13 protein-coding genes are annotated in these 15,913 nt (G+C 68.7%); 6 read left to right on the top strand and 7 right to left on the bottom strand.

What is annotated here, in order from left to right; all coding sequences use genetic code 11:
- Positions 1-171: 171 nt before the first annotated feature.
- From KA419_03240 to KA419_03250, 3 genes are all read left to right on the top strand, one after another.
- On the top strand, positions 172-1,209 hold the full coding sequence (locus KA419_03240; protein ID MBP7864940.1) for an NDP-sugar synthase: 1,038 nt from the start codon (positions 172-174) through the stop codon (positions 1,207-1,209).
- Between the two features lie 152 nt (positions 1,210-1,361).
- A complete protein-coding gene (gene gdhA / locus KA419_03245) occupies positions 1,362-2,723 on the top strand; it encodes an NADP-specific glutamate dehydrogenase (protein MBP7864941.1) in 1,362 nt (453 codons plus the stop codon).
- A gap of 294 nt (positions 2,724-3,017) precedes the next feature.
- Positions 3,018-3,698, top strand: coding sequence for a tyrosine-protein phosphatase (locus tag KA419_03250; protein MBP7864942.1), 681 nt, complete (start codon positions 3,018-3,020; stop codon positions 3,696-3,698).
- Positions 3,699-3,861: 163 nt separating this feature from the next.
- On the opposite strand, the gene KA419_03255 is transcribed toward KA419_03250, so the two are convergent.
- Genes KA419_03255 through KA419_03265 form a run of 3 tightly spaced genes read right to left on the bottom strand, consistent with a single transcriptional unit; the run spans position 3,862 to position 6,866 of the window.
- A complete protein-coding gene (locus KA419_03255; GenBank protein MBP7864943.1) occupies positions 3,862-5,772 on the bottom strand; it encodes a hypothetical protein in 1,911 nt (636 codons plus the stop codon).
- On the bottom strand, positions 5,762-6,502 hold the full coding sequence (locus tag KA419_03260; GenBank protein ID MBP7864944.1) for an ABC transporter ATP-binding protein: 741 nt from the start codon (positions 6,500-6,502) through the stop codon (positions 5,762-5,764). Before KA419_03260 ends, KA419_03255 begins: the two co-directional genes overlap by 11 nt.
- Complete coding sequence (locus KA419_03265; protein MBP7864945.1) at positions 6,495-6,866, bottom strand: GntR family transcriptional regulator; 372 nt, start codon at positions 6,864-6,866, stop codon at positions 6,495-6,497. Before KA419_03265 ends, KA419_03260 begins: the two co-directional genes overlap by 8 nt.
- 267 nt (positions 6,867-7,133) lie before the next feature.
- Between KA419_03265 and KA419_03270 the strand changes: the two genes are divergently transcribed.
- Positions 7,134-7,871 carry a hypothetical protein gene (locus KA419_03270; GenBank protein MBP7864946.1) on the top strand — a complete coding sequence of 246 codons (738 nt, stop codon included), beginning with the start codon at positions 7,134-7,136 and terminating at the stop codon, positions 7,869-7,871.
- An 83-nt stretch (positions 7,872-7,954) separates the two neighbouring features.
- A complete protein-coding gene (locus KA419_03275; GenBank protein ID MBP7864947.1) occupies positions 7,955-9,160 on the top strand; it encodes a beta-lactamase family protein in 1,206 nt (401 codons plus the stop codon).
- 303 nt (positions 9,161-9,463) lie between these two features.
- On the opposite strand, the gene KA419_03280 is transcribed toward KA419_03275, so the two are convergent.
- The 3 genes from KA419_03280 to KA419_03290 form a co-directional block, all read right to left on the bottom strand.
- Entirely contained in the window at positions 9,464-9,958 is a 495-nt protein-coding gene (locus tag KA419_03280; GenBank protein MBP7864948.1) for an MgtC/SapB family protein, read from the bottom strand.
- Between the two features lie 209 nt (positions 9,959-10,167).
- Positions 10,168-11,319 carry a hypothetical protein gene (locus tag KA419_03285; GenBank protein ID MBP7864949.1) on the bottom strand — a complete coding sequence of 384 codons (1,152 nt, stop codon included), beginning with the start codon at positions 11,317-11,319 and terminating at the stop codon, positions 10,168-10,170.
- 9 nt (positions 11,320-11,328) lie between these two features.
- The gene (locus tag KA419_03290) at positions 11,329-12,090 is read right to left on the bottom strand and encodes a hypothetical protein (GenBank protein MBP7864950.1); all 762 of its coding nucleotides are present in this window, start codon (positions 12,088-12,090) and stop codon (positions 11,329-11,331) included.
- A gap of 570 nt (positions 12,091-12,660) precedes the next feature.
- On the opposite strand from KA419_03290, the gene KA419_03295 reads away from it, so the two are divergent.
- On the top strand, positions 12,661-12,996 hold the full coding sequence (locus KA419_03295) for a hypothetical protein (GenBank protein ID MBP7864951.1): 336 nt from the start codon (positions 12,661-12,663) through the stop codon (positions 12,994-12,996).
- A gap of 41 nt (positions 12,997-13,037) precedes the next feature.
- On the opposite strand, the gene KA419_03300 is transcribed toward KA419_03295, so the two are convergent.
- The gene (locus KA419_03300) at positions 13,038-15,818 is read right to left on the bottom strand and encodes a carbohydrate binding domain-containing protein (GenBank protein ID MBP7864952.1); all 2,781 of its coding nucleotides are present in this window, start codon (positions 15,816-15,818) and stop codon (positions 13,038-13,040) included.
- Positions 15,819-15,913: the final 95 nt, after the last annotated feature.

Here is a 15,913-nt window from a genome sequence, read left to right on the forward strand (position 1 = left end):
AAGGGGCGGCGACACGCCAGGGATCACTCCGCCCGGGGAGCCCGGGCCCGCCCCCCCCATTTTTCAAGGCTGCTTTCCCGGGAATTCGGGTATAATGCACGATTCGGACGCGGCCCCCCGCGGGTCGAGCAAGGGCCCGCCCCGAGACGCCGCCCGGGAGGAGGGAAAACCATGAAGGCGCTGATCCTGGCTGGAAGCAAGGGAGTCGAACTGCTTCCGCTGACGGCCAACGTGCCCAAACCGGTCGTTCACGTCGGGAACATCCCCTTCATCTTTTATCAGTTGGACAGCCTCAAGCGCGCGGGGGTCAAGGAAGTCGTTCTCTCGCTGAGCTATCTTCCCCGGCGGATCAAGGACATCCTCGGCGACGGCGCCAACTACGGGATGGTGATCCGTTACGCCGTGGAAACCGTTCCGCTCGGCACCGCCGGCGCCCTCCGGAACGCCGCGGACATGCTGGAACAGAAGGTCATCGTGATGAACGGCGACATCCTGACGTCCATCGATCTCGGGAAGGTCATCAAGGAGCATCAGCACAAGCGCGCGCAAGTGACCCTGGTCACCGGCCGGGCGGCCAACCCCTCCCACTTCGGCGTGGTGAACCTCGACGCCCGGGGGACGGTGACCGACTTCACGGAGAAACCGCGGGACCGCATGCTGCCCCGCGACCAGGTCAACGTCGGGATCTACGTCTTCAACGCCGCGGTCCTGGACCGGATCCCCGCGGACACCCACTACACCCTCGAGCGGGACCTCTTCCCCCGGCTCATCGAGACCGGCGTCCCGATCCACGCGTTCTGCACCAACGACTACTGGACCGACATCGGGGACCCCGCCGGCTACCTCCAGGCCAACCTCGACGTGATCGCGGGGAAGGTTTCCCTGCCCAAATTCTTCGGGCTCTATGAGAAACAACCGGTCACCGCGCCCGCCAACTCCCGGATCGACGGCACGTCCCTCATCGACCCCTCCTGCATGATCAAGCCTGGCGTGGACATCGAGAATTCCGTCATCGGGCCCAACTGCCGCCTCGAGGACGGGGTCATGATCCGCGATTCCGTTCTCCTCCAGGGCACCCGGGTCAAGGCCGGGGCCAGCCTCCGCTACTGCATCGTCGGCAAGCACTGCGTCATCGGCGAGGGGGTGAGCGTGTCCCGGGGCGCGGTCTTCGGCGATAAGAGCACCGTCACGGATTACAGTACCTTTTAAGCAGATTTTCGTTGCTTTCCTTCGCGCATTCTCATACTATTTTTGCCGTGTGTTTTCGGGAAAGGTCCTTGGCCGCCACGATCGCGTATGCGGCAAATCATTCTTCGAGATGGTTTTGACAGTTTGTTAAATTTCCCATAAGGAGTGGCGAGATGTCCAAGTTTGTCGATGATTTCATGGCGTACCTGATCGCGAAGAACCCGAACGAGCCGGAGTTCCACCAGGCCGTGCGGGAGGTGGTGATGACCCTGGAGCCGGTCATCGAGAAGAATGCCCGCTACCGCGAAGGGAAGATCCTGGAACGCATCGTGGAACCCGAGCGCACGATCCTGTTCCGCGTGCCCTGGGTGGACGACAGGAACCAGATCCAGGTCAACAAGGGCTACCGCGTGGAGTTCAACTCCGCCATCGGCCCCTACAAGGGCGGCCTGCGCTTCCACCCCAGCGTCAACCTGGGCATCCTCAAGTTCCTGGGCTTCGAGCAGATCTTCAAGAACAGCCTCACCACGCTCCCCATGGGCGGCGGCAAGGGCGGCTCCGACTTCGACCCCAAGGGCAAGTCGGACATGGAAGTGATGCGCTTCTGCCAATCCTTCATCACCGAGCTGTACCGCCACATCGGCGCCGACACGGACGTCCCGGCCGGCGACATCGGCGTGGGCGGTCGCGAGATCGGCTTCATGTTCGGCCAGTACCGCCGCATCACCAACGTCTTCACCGGCGTGCTCACCGGCAAGGGCATCAAGTGGGGCGGCTCCCTGATCCGCCCGGAGGCCACCGGTTACGGCGCCGTCTACTTCGCCGCCGAGATGCTGGCCACCCGCGGCCAGACCTTCGAAGGCAAGACCGTGGCCGTCAGCGGCAAGGGGAACGTGGCCCAGTACACCATCCAGAAGGTCACCCAGCTGGGCGGCAAGTGCATCTCCATCTGCGACTCCGGCGGCACCATCGTCGACATGGACGGCATCGACGCCGGCAAGCTGGCCTACATCCAGGAACTGGAAAGCGTGCGCCGCGGCCGGGCCAAGGAGTACGCCGACACCTACAAGAGCGCCCAGTTCTACCCCGGCAAGAGCATCTGGGAAGTGATCACCTCCGAGGGGATCAAGGTGGACGCCGCCTTCCCGAGCGCCACCCAGAACGAGATCACGGGCGAGACCGCCAAGGGCCTGGTGGACAACGGCTGCTACTGCGTCTCCGAGGGCGCCAACATGCCCACCACCCCCGACGGCATCGACGTCTTCATCGAGAACAACGTCCTCTACGGCCCCGGCAAGGCGGCCAACGCCGGCGGCGTGTCCACCTCCGGCCTCGAGATGTCCCAGAACAGCATGCGCCTGGGCTGGCCCCGCGAGGAAGTGGACGCCCGGCTGCACCAGATCATGAAGAGCATCCACAAGGCCTGCCTGGACGCCGCCGCCACCTACGGCAAGCCCGGCAACTACATGTACGGCGCCAACATCGCCGGCTTCGTCAAGGTCGCCGACGCGATGCTGGACCAGGGCGTGATCTAGTCCCGTTTTCCTCCCGGGCGTCCCGCGGCGCCCGGGAGAACGCTTTCGGGCCGTCCGGTTTTTGCCGGGCGGCCTTTTCTTTCCACATCGGGCCGGCCACCCGGCAAGGGCTAGCCCGAAGGACAAAAGGACCAAAACGACCCAAAGGACCAAAAGGACCGTGGGACCAAACAAGCAGGGGGTTTCCGTTCCGGCCGTCCTTTATGTCCTTTGTGTCCTTTTGGTCCTTGAGTCCTTTCACGCCTTGGTGAGGCCGATGTCCCGAGACCCGAAAACCCGAAGGCGGCTCTTCCCATGAAAAACGAGATAAAACCCGACACCCCTCGGCCGGCGCAGTTCCGGATCACCCCTTCCGGGTTGGTCCTGTGCCTGGTGACCGTTCTCCTCGCGGCGGCGGCGGCCCAGGCCCACGCCTGCCTGGCGCTCCGGGGGGTGGACCTCTCGGACCTCCTGGCGGCGGTTCACCATCCGGACGCCGCCGTCCGGGACGCCCGCTGGGCCCGCCCCATGCCGCCCACCCCCGGCGTGGGGAACTTCCACCAGGTCAGCCCCGATCTCTACCGCGGCGCCCAGCCCACGGCGGAAGGGTTCGCCCGGCTCCGGGCGCTGGGGATCCGGACGGTGGTGAACCTCCGCTGGGCCCACAGCGACCGTGACCTTCTCGGATCGACCGGCTTGGGCTACATCCACATCCCCACCGAAACGCTTCTCCTGGGGGACCGGGAGGTCGTCGCGTTCCTGAGGGCGGTCGCCGACCCGTCGAAACGGCCCCTCTTCGTCCACTGCGCCCACGGGGCCGACCGGACCGGCACCCTGTGCGCCGTCTACCGGGTCGTCGTCCAGGGCTGGTCCCGGGAAGACGCCATCCGGGAGATGACCGCGGGGGGGTACGGCTTTCACCGGGGTTACGGCAACCTGGTCCACTACCTGCAGACGCTGGAGATCGGGAAAATCCGGGCGGAGGCGGGGTTCTGAACCAGGGCCGGAGCGGCCCCGAGCCTAACCCGGATAAACCGGTAGAGTACTACGGATGAACCGGATCATCCGGACTCTCCGGAAACAATGAACCAGGCGGTCTCGACCTGGCGCAACGTCGCGAAGCCTCCAATCCTCGCAACGTCGGAACCGGATAAAGGGACTACTTCCCGACCTCTTTCGCCAGGGCCGGCTCGACGGTCCCGGCCTGCAGGTCCGCGCGGTACCACGCCCACCGGGTTTCCGGCGCACCGAAAACCTGGAAAAGGGCCCGGGGGCCGTCGACGTCGCAGAGCATCCCCCCCCAGCGGAGATCCGTTCGGATGACGCCCCCGTTTCCCGCCTTGATCCGCGTCAGTCGACCGCTCCCCAGGTCCAGCCGGAACAGGAGCGTCTGGCCGCGGCGGTCGCCCGCTTCGACGGGGGACCACCCGAACACCAGGGCCTGGTCTCCCCACGCGCACGCATCCTGGACGTCAAACGGGAGGTCGATGCGCCACACCGGTTCGTCCCCGTTCCAGGGTTTCATAACCAGGGACCGCCGGCCGGGGAGAGATACCAGCGCCCCGGTGGTCGAGGCGATGGCGATCCCTTGGTGGAAACCGTGTTGCGCGGGGTCAAGGGGCTCGCGCCGAACCTGGACGGCCGGACCGGAAAGGTTCACAAACAGCAGGGATTCCCGCGTCCACAGGCGGAAGGTCCCCGCCCCGCACCGGGTCACCGCCTCGCCCTGGGCGAAGGGCTGCCCGTACGGTCCGGCGCCGGGTTCGCCTTCGGTGAGGACCCGCGTCCATCGCCCCTCCATGCCCGCCATGCGGAAGACCTCCACGGCATCGTCACCAAAAATCCGGCAATACCATACCCCTTCCGGCAACAGGCCGAAGGCGTGCAGCCAAATGCCGCAGGCCGGCACGGCCGGGAGCGGGATCACGGTGAGCCGCCCGTCGTCGGCGTTCACCCGGAAGAGGGAGCAGCTGTCCAGGACCCAGAGGTCGTGGGTGCCGGGGCGCCACCGGATCTCGGCCCGCCCCTCGAGCCGGACGCGCTTGAGTTCCCGCCCCTCCCGGGCGAACACCGACAGCCGCCACTCCCCGGTCTGGGGGTCGTGGGTGGTCAGGGCCAGGCGCAGGCCATCCCCCGATGCTCCGAACGCGTCGGTCGCGGCCCCGCTGAAGATCTGCCGGTAGGCGCCGTCTTCGCCCACGAGAAGGACCGCCGGCGCCTCACGGAACAGTGGGCCGGAGCGGAAAGCATCCCCCGCGAACATCCGGTTTCCCCCTTCGACCAGGAGGCGGCCCGGTCCGGCCAGGCGGGCCCGGTAGGCGGTGAACCGGTCGAGGTCCGTGACGTGCAGGCCGCGGTGGGCCATGATCGTGGCGCCGGCGACCGACGCGATCCCGGCGGCGAGGAGGAGGCCCGATGCCAGCAGGGCGTTGCGCAAGGGCGCAGAAAGTCGGTGATTGACGAACAGGAGGGTGGTGGCCGCGGCGAGGCCCACGAGGAACCACAGCCCCAGGGTCGCCAGGATTCCGGGGCCGACCAGGAGGAAAGCCCATCCCAGGAGGTCACGGAAACCCAGGGCATGGGCGGCCAGGGAGACCACCGCCAGAAGGGCCGCCAACAGGATGAGGCCGCGTGGAAAGGCGTCCGTCGCCAGGGCGACCCAGACGCCCAGAAGGTACAGCACGGCGAGAAGGGAGAGGTAGATTGCCGGCGGGATCCCCCGGGGCACCGCGTCGTGAGAACCGGCCGCCGCGGCCAGGGCGGACGCCCCCCAGGCCGCCCCCACCAGCAGCAGCCCGGACAGGTGCTTTCGGAGGAGCACCGAGCTTCGCCGGACCGGGAAGGTCAGGATCAGGGCCCAGTTCTCCGATCGGAACAGGACGTTCCCCGTCATGAAGGCGATCAGCGGGATCACCAGCACGCTATTGCCGAGGAAGAACCCTTCCGAGACCCAGGCCGGGCTCGCGCTTCCCCATCCGATCCGGAAGAAGCCCGCCAGGAAGGCGAAAAGGGGGAACAACAGGGCGAGTCCCACGGCCCAGAGGTTCTGCCGGAGATCTTTAAGCAGCATCTTGTCCTCCCAGGATCTGAAAGGTCAGTTCTTCGAGGTCGGGGGCCGTCGCTTCGCCGGCGCGGGCCCGCTTGAGCTCGTCAAGGGGGCCGCCGGCCACGATGCGGCCGTCGCGAAGAAAGGCGACGTGCGTCAGGATGCCTTCCACCTCGGCCGGTTGGTGAGTGGCGAACAGGACCGCCGTGTCACGCTCCGCCAGGTCTTCCAGGATGGTCCGGTAGAGGTTGCGACGGGCGGGGAGGTCCAGGCCCAGGGTGGGGTCGTCCAGGAGGAGGACCTCGGCCCGGCGGGCCAGGGCGGCCGACAGGGAGACGAGCCCCCGCTGCCCGCGCGAGAGCCGGCCGAGCCGGGTGCCCAGGGGCACGCCCAGCGCTTCGAGCCGGTCCCGCGCGCCGACGAGGTCGAACGCGGGGTGGAGGCGGCGGCAGAAACGGAGGAACGATCCGGCGTCAAGGTCGTCGTAGAGGGCGGGGTGCTCGGGCATGAAAGCCAGCCGCCGCTGGAGCGCGACCCGTTGCCGCCAGGGGTCCAGGCCCAGGACGCGGACCGTGCCGCCGGAGGGGGGGAGCAGGCCGTTCAGAAGGCGCATCAGGGTGGTCTTCCCGGAGCCGTTGAGTCCCAGAAGACCGTTGACGGTCCCCCGCTCGACCCTCAGATCGAGACCGTCGAGGACCCGGCGGCGGCCGTAGCCGACACGGACGTTTTCAAGGTGGATGGCGGTTTCACTCATGGTTGGTCTCCTCTATGAAACGGGCGATCTCGCCCGGGTCAAAGCCCAAGGCCCTCCAGCGGACCACCGCCTCCCGAACCTCCCGGCGCACGCGCTCCTCCCGCTCACGACGGAGGTCGTCCTCGGACCGGCCGGTGGACGTCACGAAGCACCCCTTGCCGGGGCGGTTCTCCAGGACGCCCTCCAGTTCCAGCTCCCGGTACACCTTCGCGATGGTGTTGGGGTTCACCGTCAGCTGGACCGCCAGCTGCCGGATGGAGGGGACGGGGTCACCCGGGCCGAGGCTCCCGGCCAGGACCCGGAGCCGGATCTGCTCCTTGAGCTGCTCGAAGAGGGGGACGGGGGATTTGTGGTTGAGGGTCATCTGTACTATCATACTAGTACACTAGTACGCAGAAATCGGGTTGTCAAGGTTTTTTTTCGAAGACGAAAAAAAACGCCTTCCTGTGTTACCATCCGGACAGGCGCGGGATCGCCGGAGGCCGGCGTCCCCACGGTTACGGGCCCGACAGAACCGCCGGTTCGCGCGGGCGGGACGGGGAGGGAACCCGGGATGGCCGAAGGACCGGCAGGACCTCCTGGAACTGGAAGCGATCCGGCAGCGGTGGCACAAAGACAGGAGTCAATCCTGATGCAAAGGGCGACCTTGCTGGTGACGATGTTGGTGGGTGCGCTGTTGGCGGGAGCCGTCCTTCCCGCCCTGGGAGCCGATCCCGACACTGCCTTCCTGGCGGGCGTCGCCGAGACCGTGCGGAGGGTTGCGCCGGACGCGGCCGTGGAGGTTCGGGAAGACGGTCTGACCGCCCGCCGCCACACCCTGGTCTTCACCGTCCACCGCCAGGCGAAGACCGGCGAGTTCCTTCCGCAGACCGACCGGGTCGAGGGACCCAACGTCGGGGGATTTCTCCTGACCCTCACCCGTGGGGAGGGCCCGTGCGAGGGGCCCTCCGTCATGCCCCAGACCCTCTACCGGCGCTACTGGGAGACCTGGCTCGACCGGGTCCCGGCCGCGGACGGCCGCGGCTGCTGGTCCGTCGCCCTCGCCTGCGGGGCCCGGCTCGACCCGGAGGTCCGTAAGGCCCTCATCGACGCGGCGCGGTCCGGGGGAAAACCCGCCCCGTCCCCCGGCGCGGGGCGGGTGGAGTCGGCGGAGGCCGCCCTGGCGGCGGCGGCGGCCTACCTGGAGCGGTACCACGTCGACACGTCCCGTTACGACATGACGGCTCCGTATACCAACGAGCGGGTCCGCACGGAGGCGCGCTTCGCCTGGCGCCTCACCTGGAAGCTCAAGCCCCAGTCCGGCAAGCGCGGCCGGCTGGTGGTGGTGGTCTTCGAGTCGGGCGACGGGGCCCGGCACTGGAGAGAGTGAGACCTGCAGGCGGTTTTCCGATCGGCCGGTGAGAAAGCGCCCGGGAAAAACCGTATTCTCCTTTTTCGAAAGGAGGCCGCGTCGTGCCCAATCCCCGATCCCCCCGTTTCCCGGCCGGTTCGATCCCCCTGATCCCCCTGATCATTGCCTTCACCCTGGGTTGTCCGACGCCTTCCCCGGCCGCTGCCCCGTCGCTCCGGGACCGTGTGCAGGCGCGTCTCCAGGCGGTGGCCGACGCGGCGGTGAAGGACGGGGACTACCCCGGCATCAGCCTCGCCGCGTCCCTGCCCGACGGGACGATCCTCACCGCCGTGGCCGGGGTGGCGGACCGGGACACCCGCGTTCCCCTCAAACCGTCGGACCGGATGCCGGCGGGGAGCGTCGGCAAGACCTTCGTCGCAGCGGCGGCGCTGCAGCTCGCGAAAGAGGGCCGGCTGGACCTCGACGCCAAGGTCGGGCACTATCTCGGCGAGGCCCCCTGGTTCCCCCGGCTTCCCAATGCCGGGGACCTCACCGTCCGAATGCTCCTCAACCACACGGCCGGCCTGGAGCGCCACGAGTTCAAGGAAGCGTTCACCACCGCCCTCACCCGGGACCCCGACAGGGCCTGGAAACCGGCGGAGCTGGTGGCCTACGTCCTGGACGACCGGCCCCTCTTCCCCGCCGGGAAAGGGTGGGCCTACTCCGACACGCACTACATCGTGCTGGGCATGGTCCTGGAGAAAATCACGGGGACAGCGTGGTTCGGCATGCTCCGGGAGAGGTTCCTCGAGCCCCTTCGGCTGAAGGACACCCTCCCTGCCGAGTCCCGGGTCATCCCGGGGCTCGTCCAGGGGTATGCCGGGGAGGCCAATCCCTTCGGCGGCACCGACGCCATGATCACGAACGGCCGCTTCGCCTTCAACCCCCGGAACGAGTGGACGGGCGGGGGGGTGGTCTCCACGCCCCGGGACCTGGCGCGCTGGGCCCGGGAACTGTACGCGGGCCCCCTGATCGACCCCGCCCTGCGGGCCCAAATGCTGGAGGGGGTCGCCACCGACATGGGGCCGGGCGTGACCTATGGGCTGGGGGTGCTGATCCGCCCTTCCAGCCGGGGGATCACCTGGGGCCACAGCGGCTTCTTCCCCGGCTACCTGACGGACATGGCGTACTTCCCCGACCTCCGCGTGGCGGTGGCAGTCCAGGCGAACTCCAGCGTCCCCCGCCGCCGGGGGAGAGCCCTCTTCCCGCTCCTGGTGGAGGTCGCCGGGGCCCTGGGTTCAAGCGGTTCGTCGTGCCGGGTTCCCTGAAAGGTAATTCCGGGGAAAGTGCTTCCCGCTGGAGAGGAGGCATCAAAGGGCCGAGGGGACCCAACCCGGATAAAGCGGAAGCAAACCACGGGTGAACACGAATAAGCACGGATTAAACGGAAACGACTTCACCGCGGAAGGACGGGAACCCCAGAATACGCAGAAAGCCGGAAAAGGGGCAATGCGAACGTTGCGTGTGGAGTTGCGGGGCCGCGTCACCCTCGCGGGGGACGCAAGGTCACCAGCCGGGTGCACCGCTCCTGAAACCCGCGCGGCGCGGTCAAAGCGGCGCTCGCCGCCGCATCAGCTGCGGTCCGGAGCGTCGGGACGCGGGCGTCGCTTTCGCTCCGGGCGGTGCCGGATCACCCGGTTCATGAGCCGCTCGAAGTGCTTGCCCAGCACCAGGACGATGAGGGCGAAGGAGACGCCCAGCGTGACCACCCGGAAGTCCGCGGCGGCGCTGGCGATCCCGAAAACGGCCGCGGTCCAGATGCTCGCCGCGGTCGTGAGCCCCTGGATCTTGTTTTCGCGGTTCAGGTGCAGGATGACGCCGGCCCCGATGAACCCCACGCCCGCCACGATGCCCTGGATGACGCGGCTCACGGCCTGGGCGTCGGCGCCGGGGGCAACAACGGCCACGAGGGTCGCGAGGGCGGCGCTCAACGCGACCATGGCGTGGGTGCACAGCCCGGCGGCTTTCCGGCGAAGCCAGCGGTTGAGCCCGATGAGGGCCCCGGCGGCCGTGGCGATCGCGAGGCGCAGGGCCACTTCGCCGATCGGAAGGTGTTCCCTGAACATGGTGTCTCTCCTGGTGTCGCCTTCGTGGCGAGATCCCCTTCACTGTAATCGAGAACAGGGCGGGAATCAAGCGCGATGCACCGCGGGGATGGGGGGGGACGACCGGGGCGAACAGCGGGGCGAAAATGGAATACACCCCCCCCGGGGGCGGGGGGGTGTTCGGTGAGCGGGTGCGAAAGGGGTTGAGCGGTGAGAACGGTCCTCGCCCGTCAGTGGGGCAGGGGGTTCTCACCGTCCCGGCCGGGCTCGCCATCGACCACGTCGTCTCCGCCGGCGAGGCTGAGAATCTCCAGCCCGGGCTGGCGAACGGTGCTCCCGTCGGGGTAGGCGTACTCGGCCTCCACCTCGAAGACCATCACGGGGACCAGGGCGTCGGCGGTCTGGACCCACGCCGCCTCGGCCCGCACGACCTCGGCCCGAACGAAGGCGCCCCGCCGTTCCCGGACCTTGGCTTCCATCCGGTTCAACAGCTCGGACGCGGCATCGAAGCCGGTCCGGCCGAGGACCACCCGGGCTTTCTCCGGTCGGGCCGGGACCCAGTCGAAGAGCCCGAACTTGACGATCTCGCCCGTGGACGGCGACACCCCGAGGACCGCTTTCGAGTTCACCACCGGCTTCCCTTCGAAGGCCCGGCCGATGACCACGTCCGCCTGGACGACGAAATCCTCCGGCGCCCCGCCGTCGGCTCCCTCCTGGTTCACCCGCCGGAGGACGACCTCCGCGGGGCCCTGCCGGTCCGCGTCGCTCTCCCGCACAAAGCGGTTCTCCCGGAGGAAGCCCCGGACCTCGTCGACCAGCTTCACCCGGTCCACGGGACCGTCGTGACGGGCTTCCACGTTCTTGCGGAAGAGGAACTGCCCGCCGCCCACCCGGCAACGGACGTCGGCGGAGGGTTCCCCGGCGTCCACCCGGAGGGCCTGGGGGTCGAGGGTCACCGTGACCCCGGAGGGCGTGCGCCGGAAGACCAGGCGCTCGCCCAGTCGGCGTGACGGGGTCGGAGAGGTCGCCTGCCGGTAGAGGACCCGGCCGGGGAAGCGCGTGCTCGACCGAACTTCCGCCTGGTCGAGCTCGACGGACCCGGAAACCCAGAGAGAAAAAAGGTGACGGGACTGGTCCTCGGCGCCGGGAACCAGCGGGACAACGCGAACCGGGGCCTCGAGGGCCCGGAGCACCGCGTCCGCCGCTTTCGGCGCGACGGTCACCATCCCGCCGGCTGCCGGCGCCCCCGTGGCCGTGATCCCGACCGCGGCCAGGGCGAGCCCCAGGCACAGCGCCCGGAGAGCGCCGGGGAGGGCCCGCCGGGAGGCCGGGACGGAAAGGGAGGTTCCGGGAATGGCTTTCGGGAGAAATCTGCGTTGCATCGTGCCCTCCTATTCCATGTAGTAGGCGTCCAGCAGGTAGTCGGCGTCGCCGTAGCGCCGGTCCGCGCTGCCGTTCTGGGAACGGGTCTCGTTGGCGTGGGGGCGGATGTAGAAAACAGCCGCCCGGTTCTTGGAGCTGTCCCAGCCGACGAGCCAGAGGGAGTCCTCCACGGCTTCGACCCAGGCGGTCCGGACGGCGTCCCCGTCCTCCAGGTTCTCCGCGAACTCGTCGGCGGCCCAGGGGCCGGCCCCGGCGCCGGTGTAGTGGTTGGTCCGGAAACCCATGGCCAGGTGGAGGCCCGCGAAAGGCCGCGGCTGGGAGCGGGTCTCGTACGTGTTTCGCCACCGCCCGCGCCAGTCGCCGCTCATCTCCAGCACCTTGCAGCTGTGGAAGACGACGTACTCGAGGTCGCCGGCGCGGGAGGCGGTGGAGTGGCTGCCCCAGGCCTTGTCGCCCAGGTAGCAGGCGCCGTCGGCGGAACTGGGCCAGATGGTGGAGGCGTTGCCGTGCCCCGCGAAGTAGGTCAGGTCGACGCTGTCACAGAAGCTCAGGTGAGACGACCCGAACATGTAACTCCGGGCCCAGTAATACTGCGAGCGGGCCCAGGTGTCCTCGAACTCGTCCACGAAGTTCCAGACGTAGTCCTTGAACCGGGTCTCCTGGTCGGAGACGTAGCCGGCGAACTGGCGGTCGGCGTCCTCGGCGAAAACGGGGACGGCGCTCGGGAGGAGCCACAGCATAAACAGAAGGACAGGGGTGCGTCGTGTCATGGGAACCTCCAGCTGAAAATGATCGCAACTTCAGACTAACATCCGCGGAGGGCGGCGAAAAGCGTGAAAAATTTCCGATCTGGTCGGACAAATCACCGATGCCGCCGTTGAGGTTGTCGTGGAAGTCGTCGTCGGCGTCCCCCCAGACCCAGACGTTGCCGGGGCCCACGATGCAGGCGTGGGACCACTGCTGGTTGTAGTAATTGTCGACCCCTGCCTGGTAGACGTCCGGCTGGTCGGCGGCGAGGGCCATGACGTCGGCCCGGTGGGGGGAGACCCCCCGGTAGAGGGCCGCGAGCCGCATGAGGGGCGGGTGCGTGTACATCCCCCACATCAGGTGGGGCTGGGCGGGGTCGGCTGTCCCCGGCGGGTTGACCGTCACCGGCGCGGCCGGTTCCACCGGGGCGTTTTCGTCGATCGGCCGGGGGGGGTGTGCTTCCCCCCGGTCGGCGGGGGAGGCGGGCGGTTCCGACGAGGGACCGTCAAGGATCGAAGTCGAAGCCGGCGGGCCGATGACGGCGCAGTGCCGCGCTGCTGCCCACAGGGGGGCGAGGCTCCGGAAAACGATCCATGCGAGAGTTCTCTTTCGATGGATCACGCGGCACTCCTGCCTGGATTCGTGTGACGGGACGCCGGTTTCCCGGTGACGGCCCCTTCTTCGAATGCGACGGCGACTGCGGCGTCGAGTGCGATTGCGACAGCGACAGCGACTTCGACGGCGACTGCGACGGCGACTGCGACGGCGATTGCGATTGCGACGGCGATTGCGATTGCGACGGCGATTGCGACGGCGATTGCGATTGCGACGGCGATTGCGATACCGATACCGACCCCGATACCGACCCCGATACCGACCCCGATACCGATACCGACCCCGATACCGATGGGAACTCCCCTCTGACCTAACAGTCTTCAGCCTAACAGCCTTCAGCCTAACAGCCTTCAGCCTACTCTTCCACCAGCGTGACCTCGTCCACGTAGAAGTAGGCGGTCGTGCCCCCCGTGGTGCCGGTGTGCCCCGCCCGGGCGAAGATCGTCAGCCAGGGGCCGGTGGCGGTGACGTCCGCGGTGAAGGACTGCCAGACGTTGTCGGTGCTCCCCGTGAAGTCGGTGTAGACCACGCCGGCCCCGGACGGGTCCGTTCCCCCCGTGAGGTCGATCCCCGCCTTGAGGAAGCTCCCGGAGAAAGTGGACTGGCGCTTCATCCAGAGGGACAGCGCGTAGGTCTTCCCCGGGACCACGGCCAGGCGCTGGTGGACGGCGCCGTCCGCGGCGGCGGTGTCGGTCCGCTTCCAGTACTGGGAGTACGCGCCGTCGTGGTGGTTGATGGACGCCCGCCCGAAGGTGAGCGCGGCGGAACCCGGGGCGGTCCAGGCGGTCCAGCCTTCGGAAACGCCGTCCGTGTAGGCGCCCTCGAAACTGCCGTTCGTCACCAGCGAGGGCAGGGGGACCGGGTAGCGCACCCCCTCGGTGAAGGCGCCCTCGTCGCTCAGCAGGGAGGCGAGGTCCGGGTCGGCCAGGAGGTCCGCCATGGGCGCCACCCGGCCGTCCAGGAGCACGTCGCACCGCACCAGCCTCGCGCCGTGGCTGTAGTCCATGTAGTCCTGCTGATGGACCAGGCTGAGGGGCTGGATGGGGGCCCCGTTCAGCTGGTGCCAGCCGTAGATGGCCACCCGGGCGGGGGACGGCATCGTCGGGAGCAGCGGCGTGATGCAGATGTCCTTCTTGATGCCGGCCACGAGGGCGCCCAGGGGTTGGTTCGCCCGCTGGATCTCGATCTGCTGGTTGTGCTGGTAGAAGATGTCCGGGGACGTGATGTCGTAATCGGCGGGGTTGAAGGTGTAGGGGGCCAGCTTGACCTCCGCCTGCGCCCAGATGGCGTTCACCATCTTCCGGGTCGGGAGGAGGCAGCCCGCCCGGTCCGCGATCCGCTGGGCGAGGTGGGCGGAGACCGGGACGCGGAGGAAGTCGGTGTTCGAGCCCAGGCAGAAATAGTCGGGCGTCACGTAAAACACCAGGGTGCGGAGCTGGCCGCCGACCATCGCCTGGGAGGTTACGGGGACCAGTTTCCGCATGAAGTCCGGCACGTTGCCCGCCTCGAATTCCGCCTGGATCCGGGCTTCCCGGTCCGCGAGGGAGAGGGAGCGGATCGCCGGGTGGAGCCCCGACCCCGGTAGGGCGTCCGCCGGCCGGGGCGGGAGGGGAAGCTGGGCCGGGCCCCGGTAGTCGATCACCACCCGCCCTTCCCCCCAGGCGCCCTCGGGGTCGACGACCCGGTAGGTGAAGGAATCGGCGCCCTCCAGCGAACCCCCGGCGATGTAGAGGACCGTCCCGTCGGCCCCGGCCTTGGCGATCCCCATCTTCGGCCGCTGGAGGATCCCCCCGAGGGTGAGGGGGTCCCCGTCGGGGTCGGTGTCGTTGGCCAGCACGGCCAGCCGGACCGACTGCCCGGCCGTGACGACGGCAAGGTCCGGGGCCGGCGCCGGCGGCTGGTTCGGCTGGGTGGTGAAGTGCTCCCGGAGTGAATCCCAGAGTTCGGTTCGCGACCCGTCGTAATTGAGGGCCCACATCCCGGTGCCCCCCAGGTCCAGGGCGTTCACCCGCTCGTACTTGAGCCCGAGGCTCTCGGCGTCGTCGAACCAGCACTGGTGGGGCTGGGAGGCGTCGAAGTACCCGTAATACGGGGTGGAGGACCACGGATCCCACAGCCGCCCGTACGTGGCGGCGGCCGCGGCGGCGGAGGTGTAGACCCGGGCCGTCCCGGTGCCGGCGGAGGCGGTCGGGACCCCCGTGCCGGTGGTCGGCCAGTCGATGCCGTAGTACGGGACACCCAGGATCAGCTTGCCGCGGTAGGCGTCCCCCACGCCCACGTCGCCGTAGAGGTAGTCCTGGAGCGTCTGCTCGATCCCCGCCCAGGTGGCCCAGGGCGAGCCGGACGGGTGGGAGAGCGGCGCCACCGGCCCCGGGTTGCCGCCGGAGTAGTAGTAGTCGTAACCCATGATGAAGAGGGAGTCGGCCCGCTCGGCCAGGTCCCGGAGGGGGATGCCGTCCCCCCAGTTCACCGACGGGGTGCAGACGCAGACGTGGGACCCCGGCAGCGCGGCGTGGAAGGCCGCGGCGAGTTCGCCGACGAAGGCGGCGTAGAGGGCCTTCTCGGAACTCGCGGGGGTCTCGAAGTCCACCACCACGCCGTCGGCGCCCGCGCCCGAAACCTGGGCGAGGAGGTTGTCGACGAGGGCGCCCCGGGCGGTGCTGCTCTGGAGAAGGGTCCGGATGGAAGTGGACCCGAACAGGGTGACGGTGAGCAGCACCTTCACCCCGTGGGCGTGGGCCTCGGCGATGGGGGCCGAGCCCGGCCAGCCGTGGAGGGCGCTCAGGTCGCCCGCGGTGGTGGCTTCCGCGGAGAAGTAGGCCAGGTGGGTGAGGAGGTCCCACCGGAGGTTGGCGGTCCCTGTCTTCCAGTAGGTGTAAAAGCCCATCACCATGCGGTTCACGGCCGGCGTGCTCGAAAAGCACCGGGTCCGGTTCTTCGCGAACGGCGGTGCGGGCGGGGGGACGACGTCCCGGTTCTCGGCCGCCTGGATCTGGTGGATGGACGGGTCTCCCTCCCCGTAGCGCCGCCCTCCGGCGGGGGCGAAGGAGGCGAGCGCCCCGAGAAGGCCCAGGGCCAGGGCCGCCCGGATCGTCAGGCGGAAGGTGATCGACGGATGGGTGGAACTACTGGTCAAGGTGTGCCTCCCCGACGCGGCCATGCCTGAAATCGTGCGGAACGCCGTTCAACCCGGATCGCCAGGCCCCCGCGACGTAACCCCCGGCCGGTCAG

The organism is Acidobacteriota bacterium, assembly GCA_018001935.1.
In the GTDB taxonomy this organism is placed as follows: Bacteria; Acidobacteriota; JAAYUB01; order JAAYUB01; family JAAYUB01; genus JAGNHB01.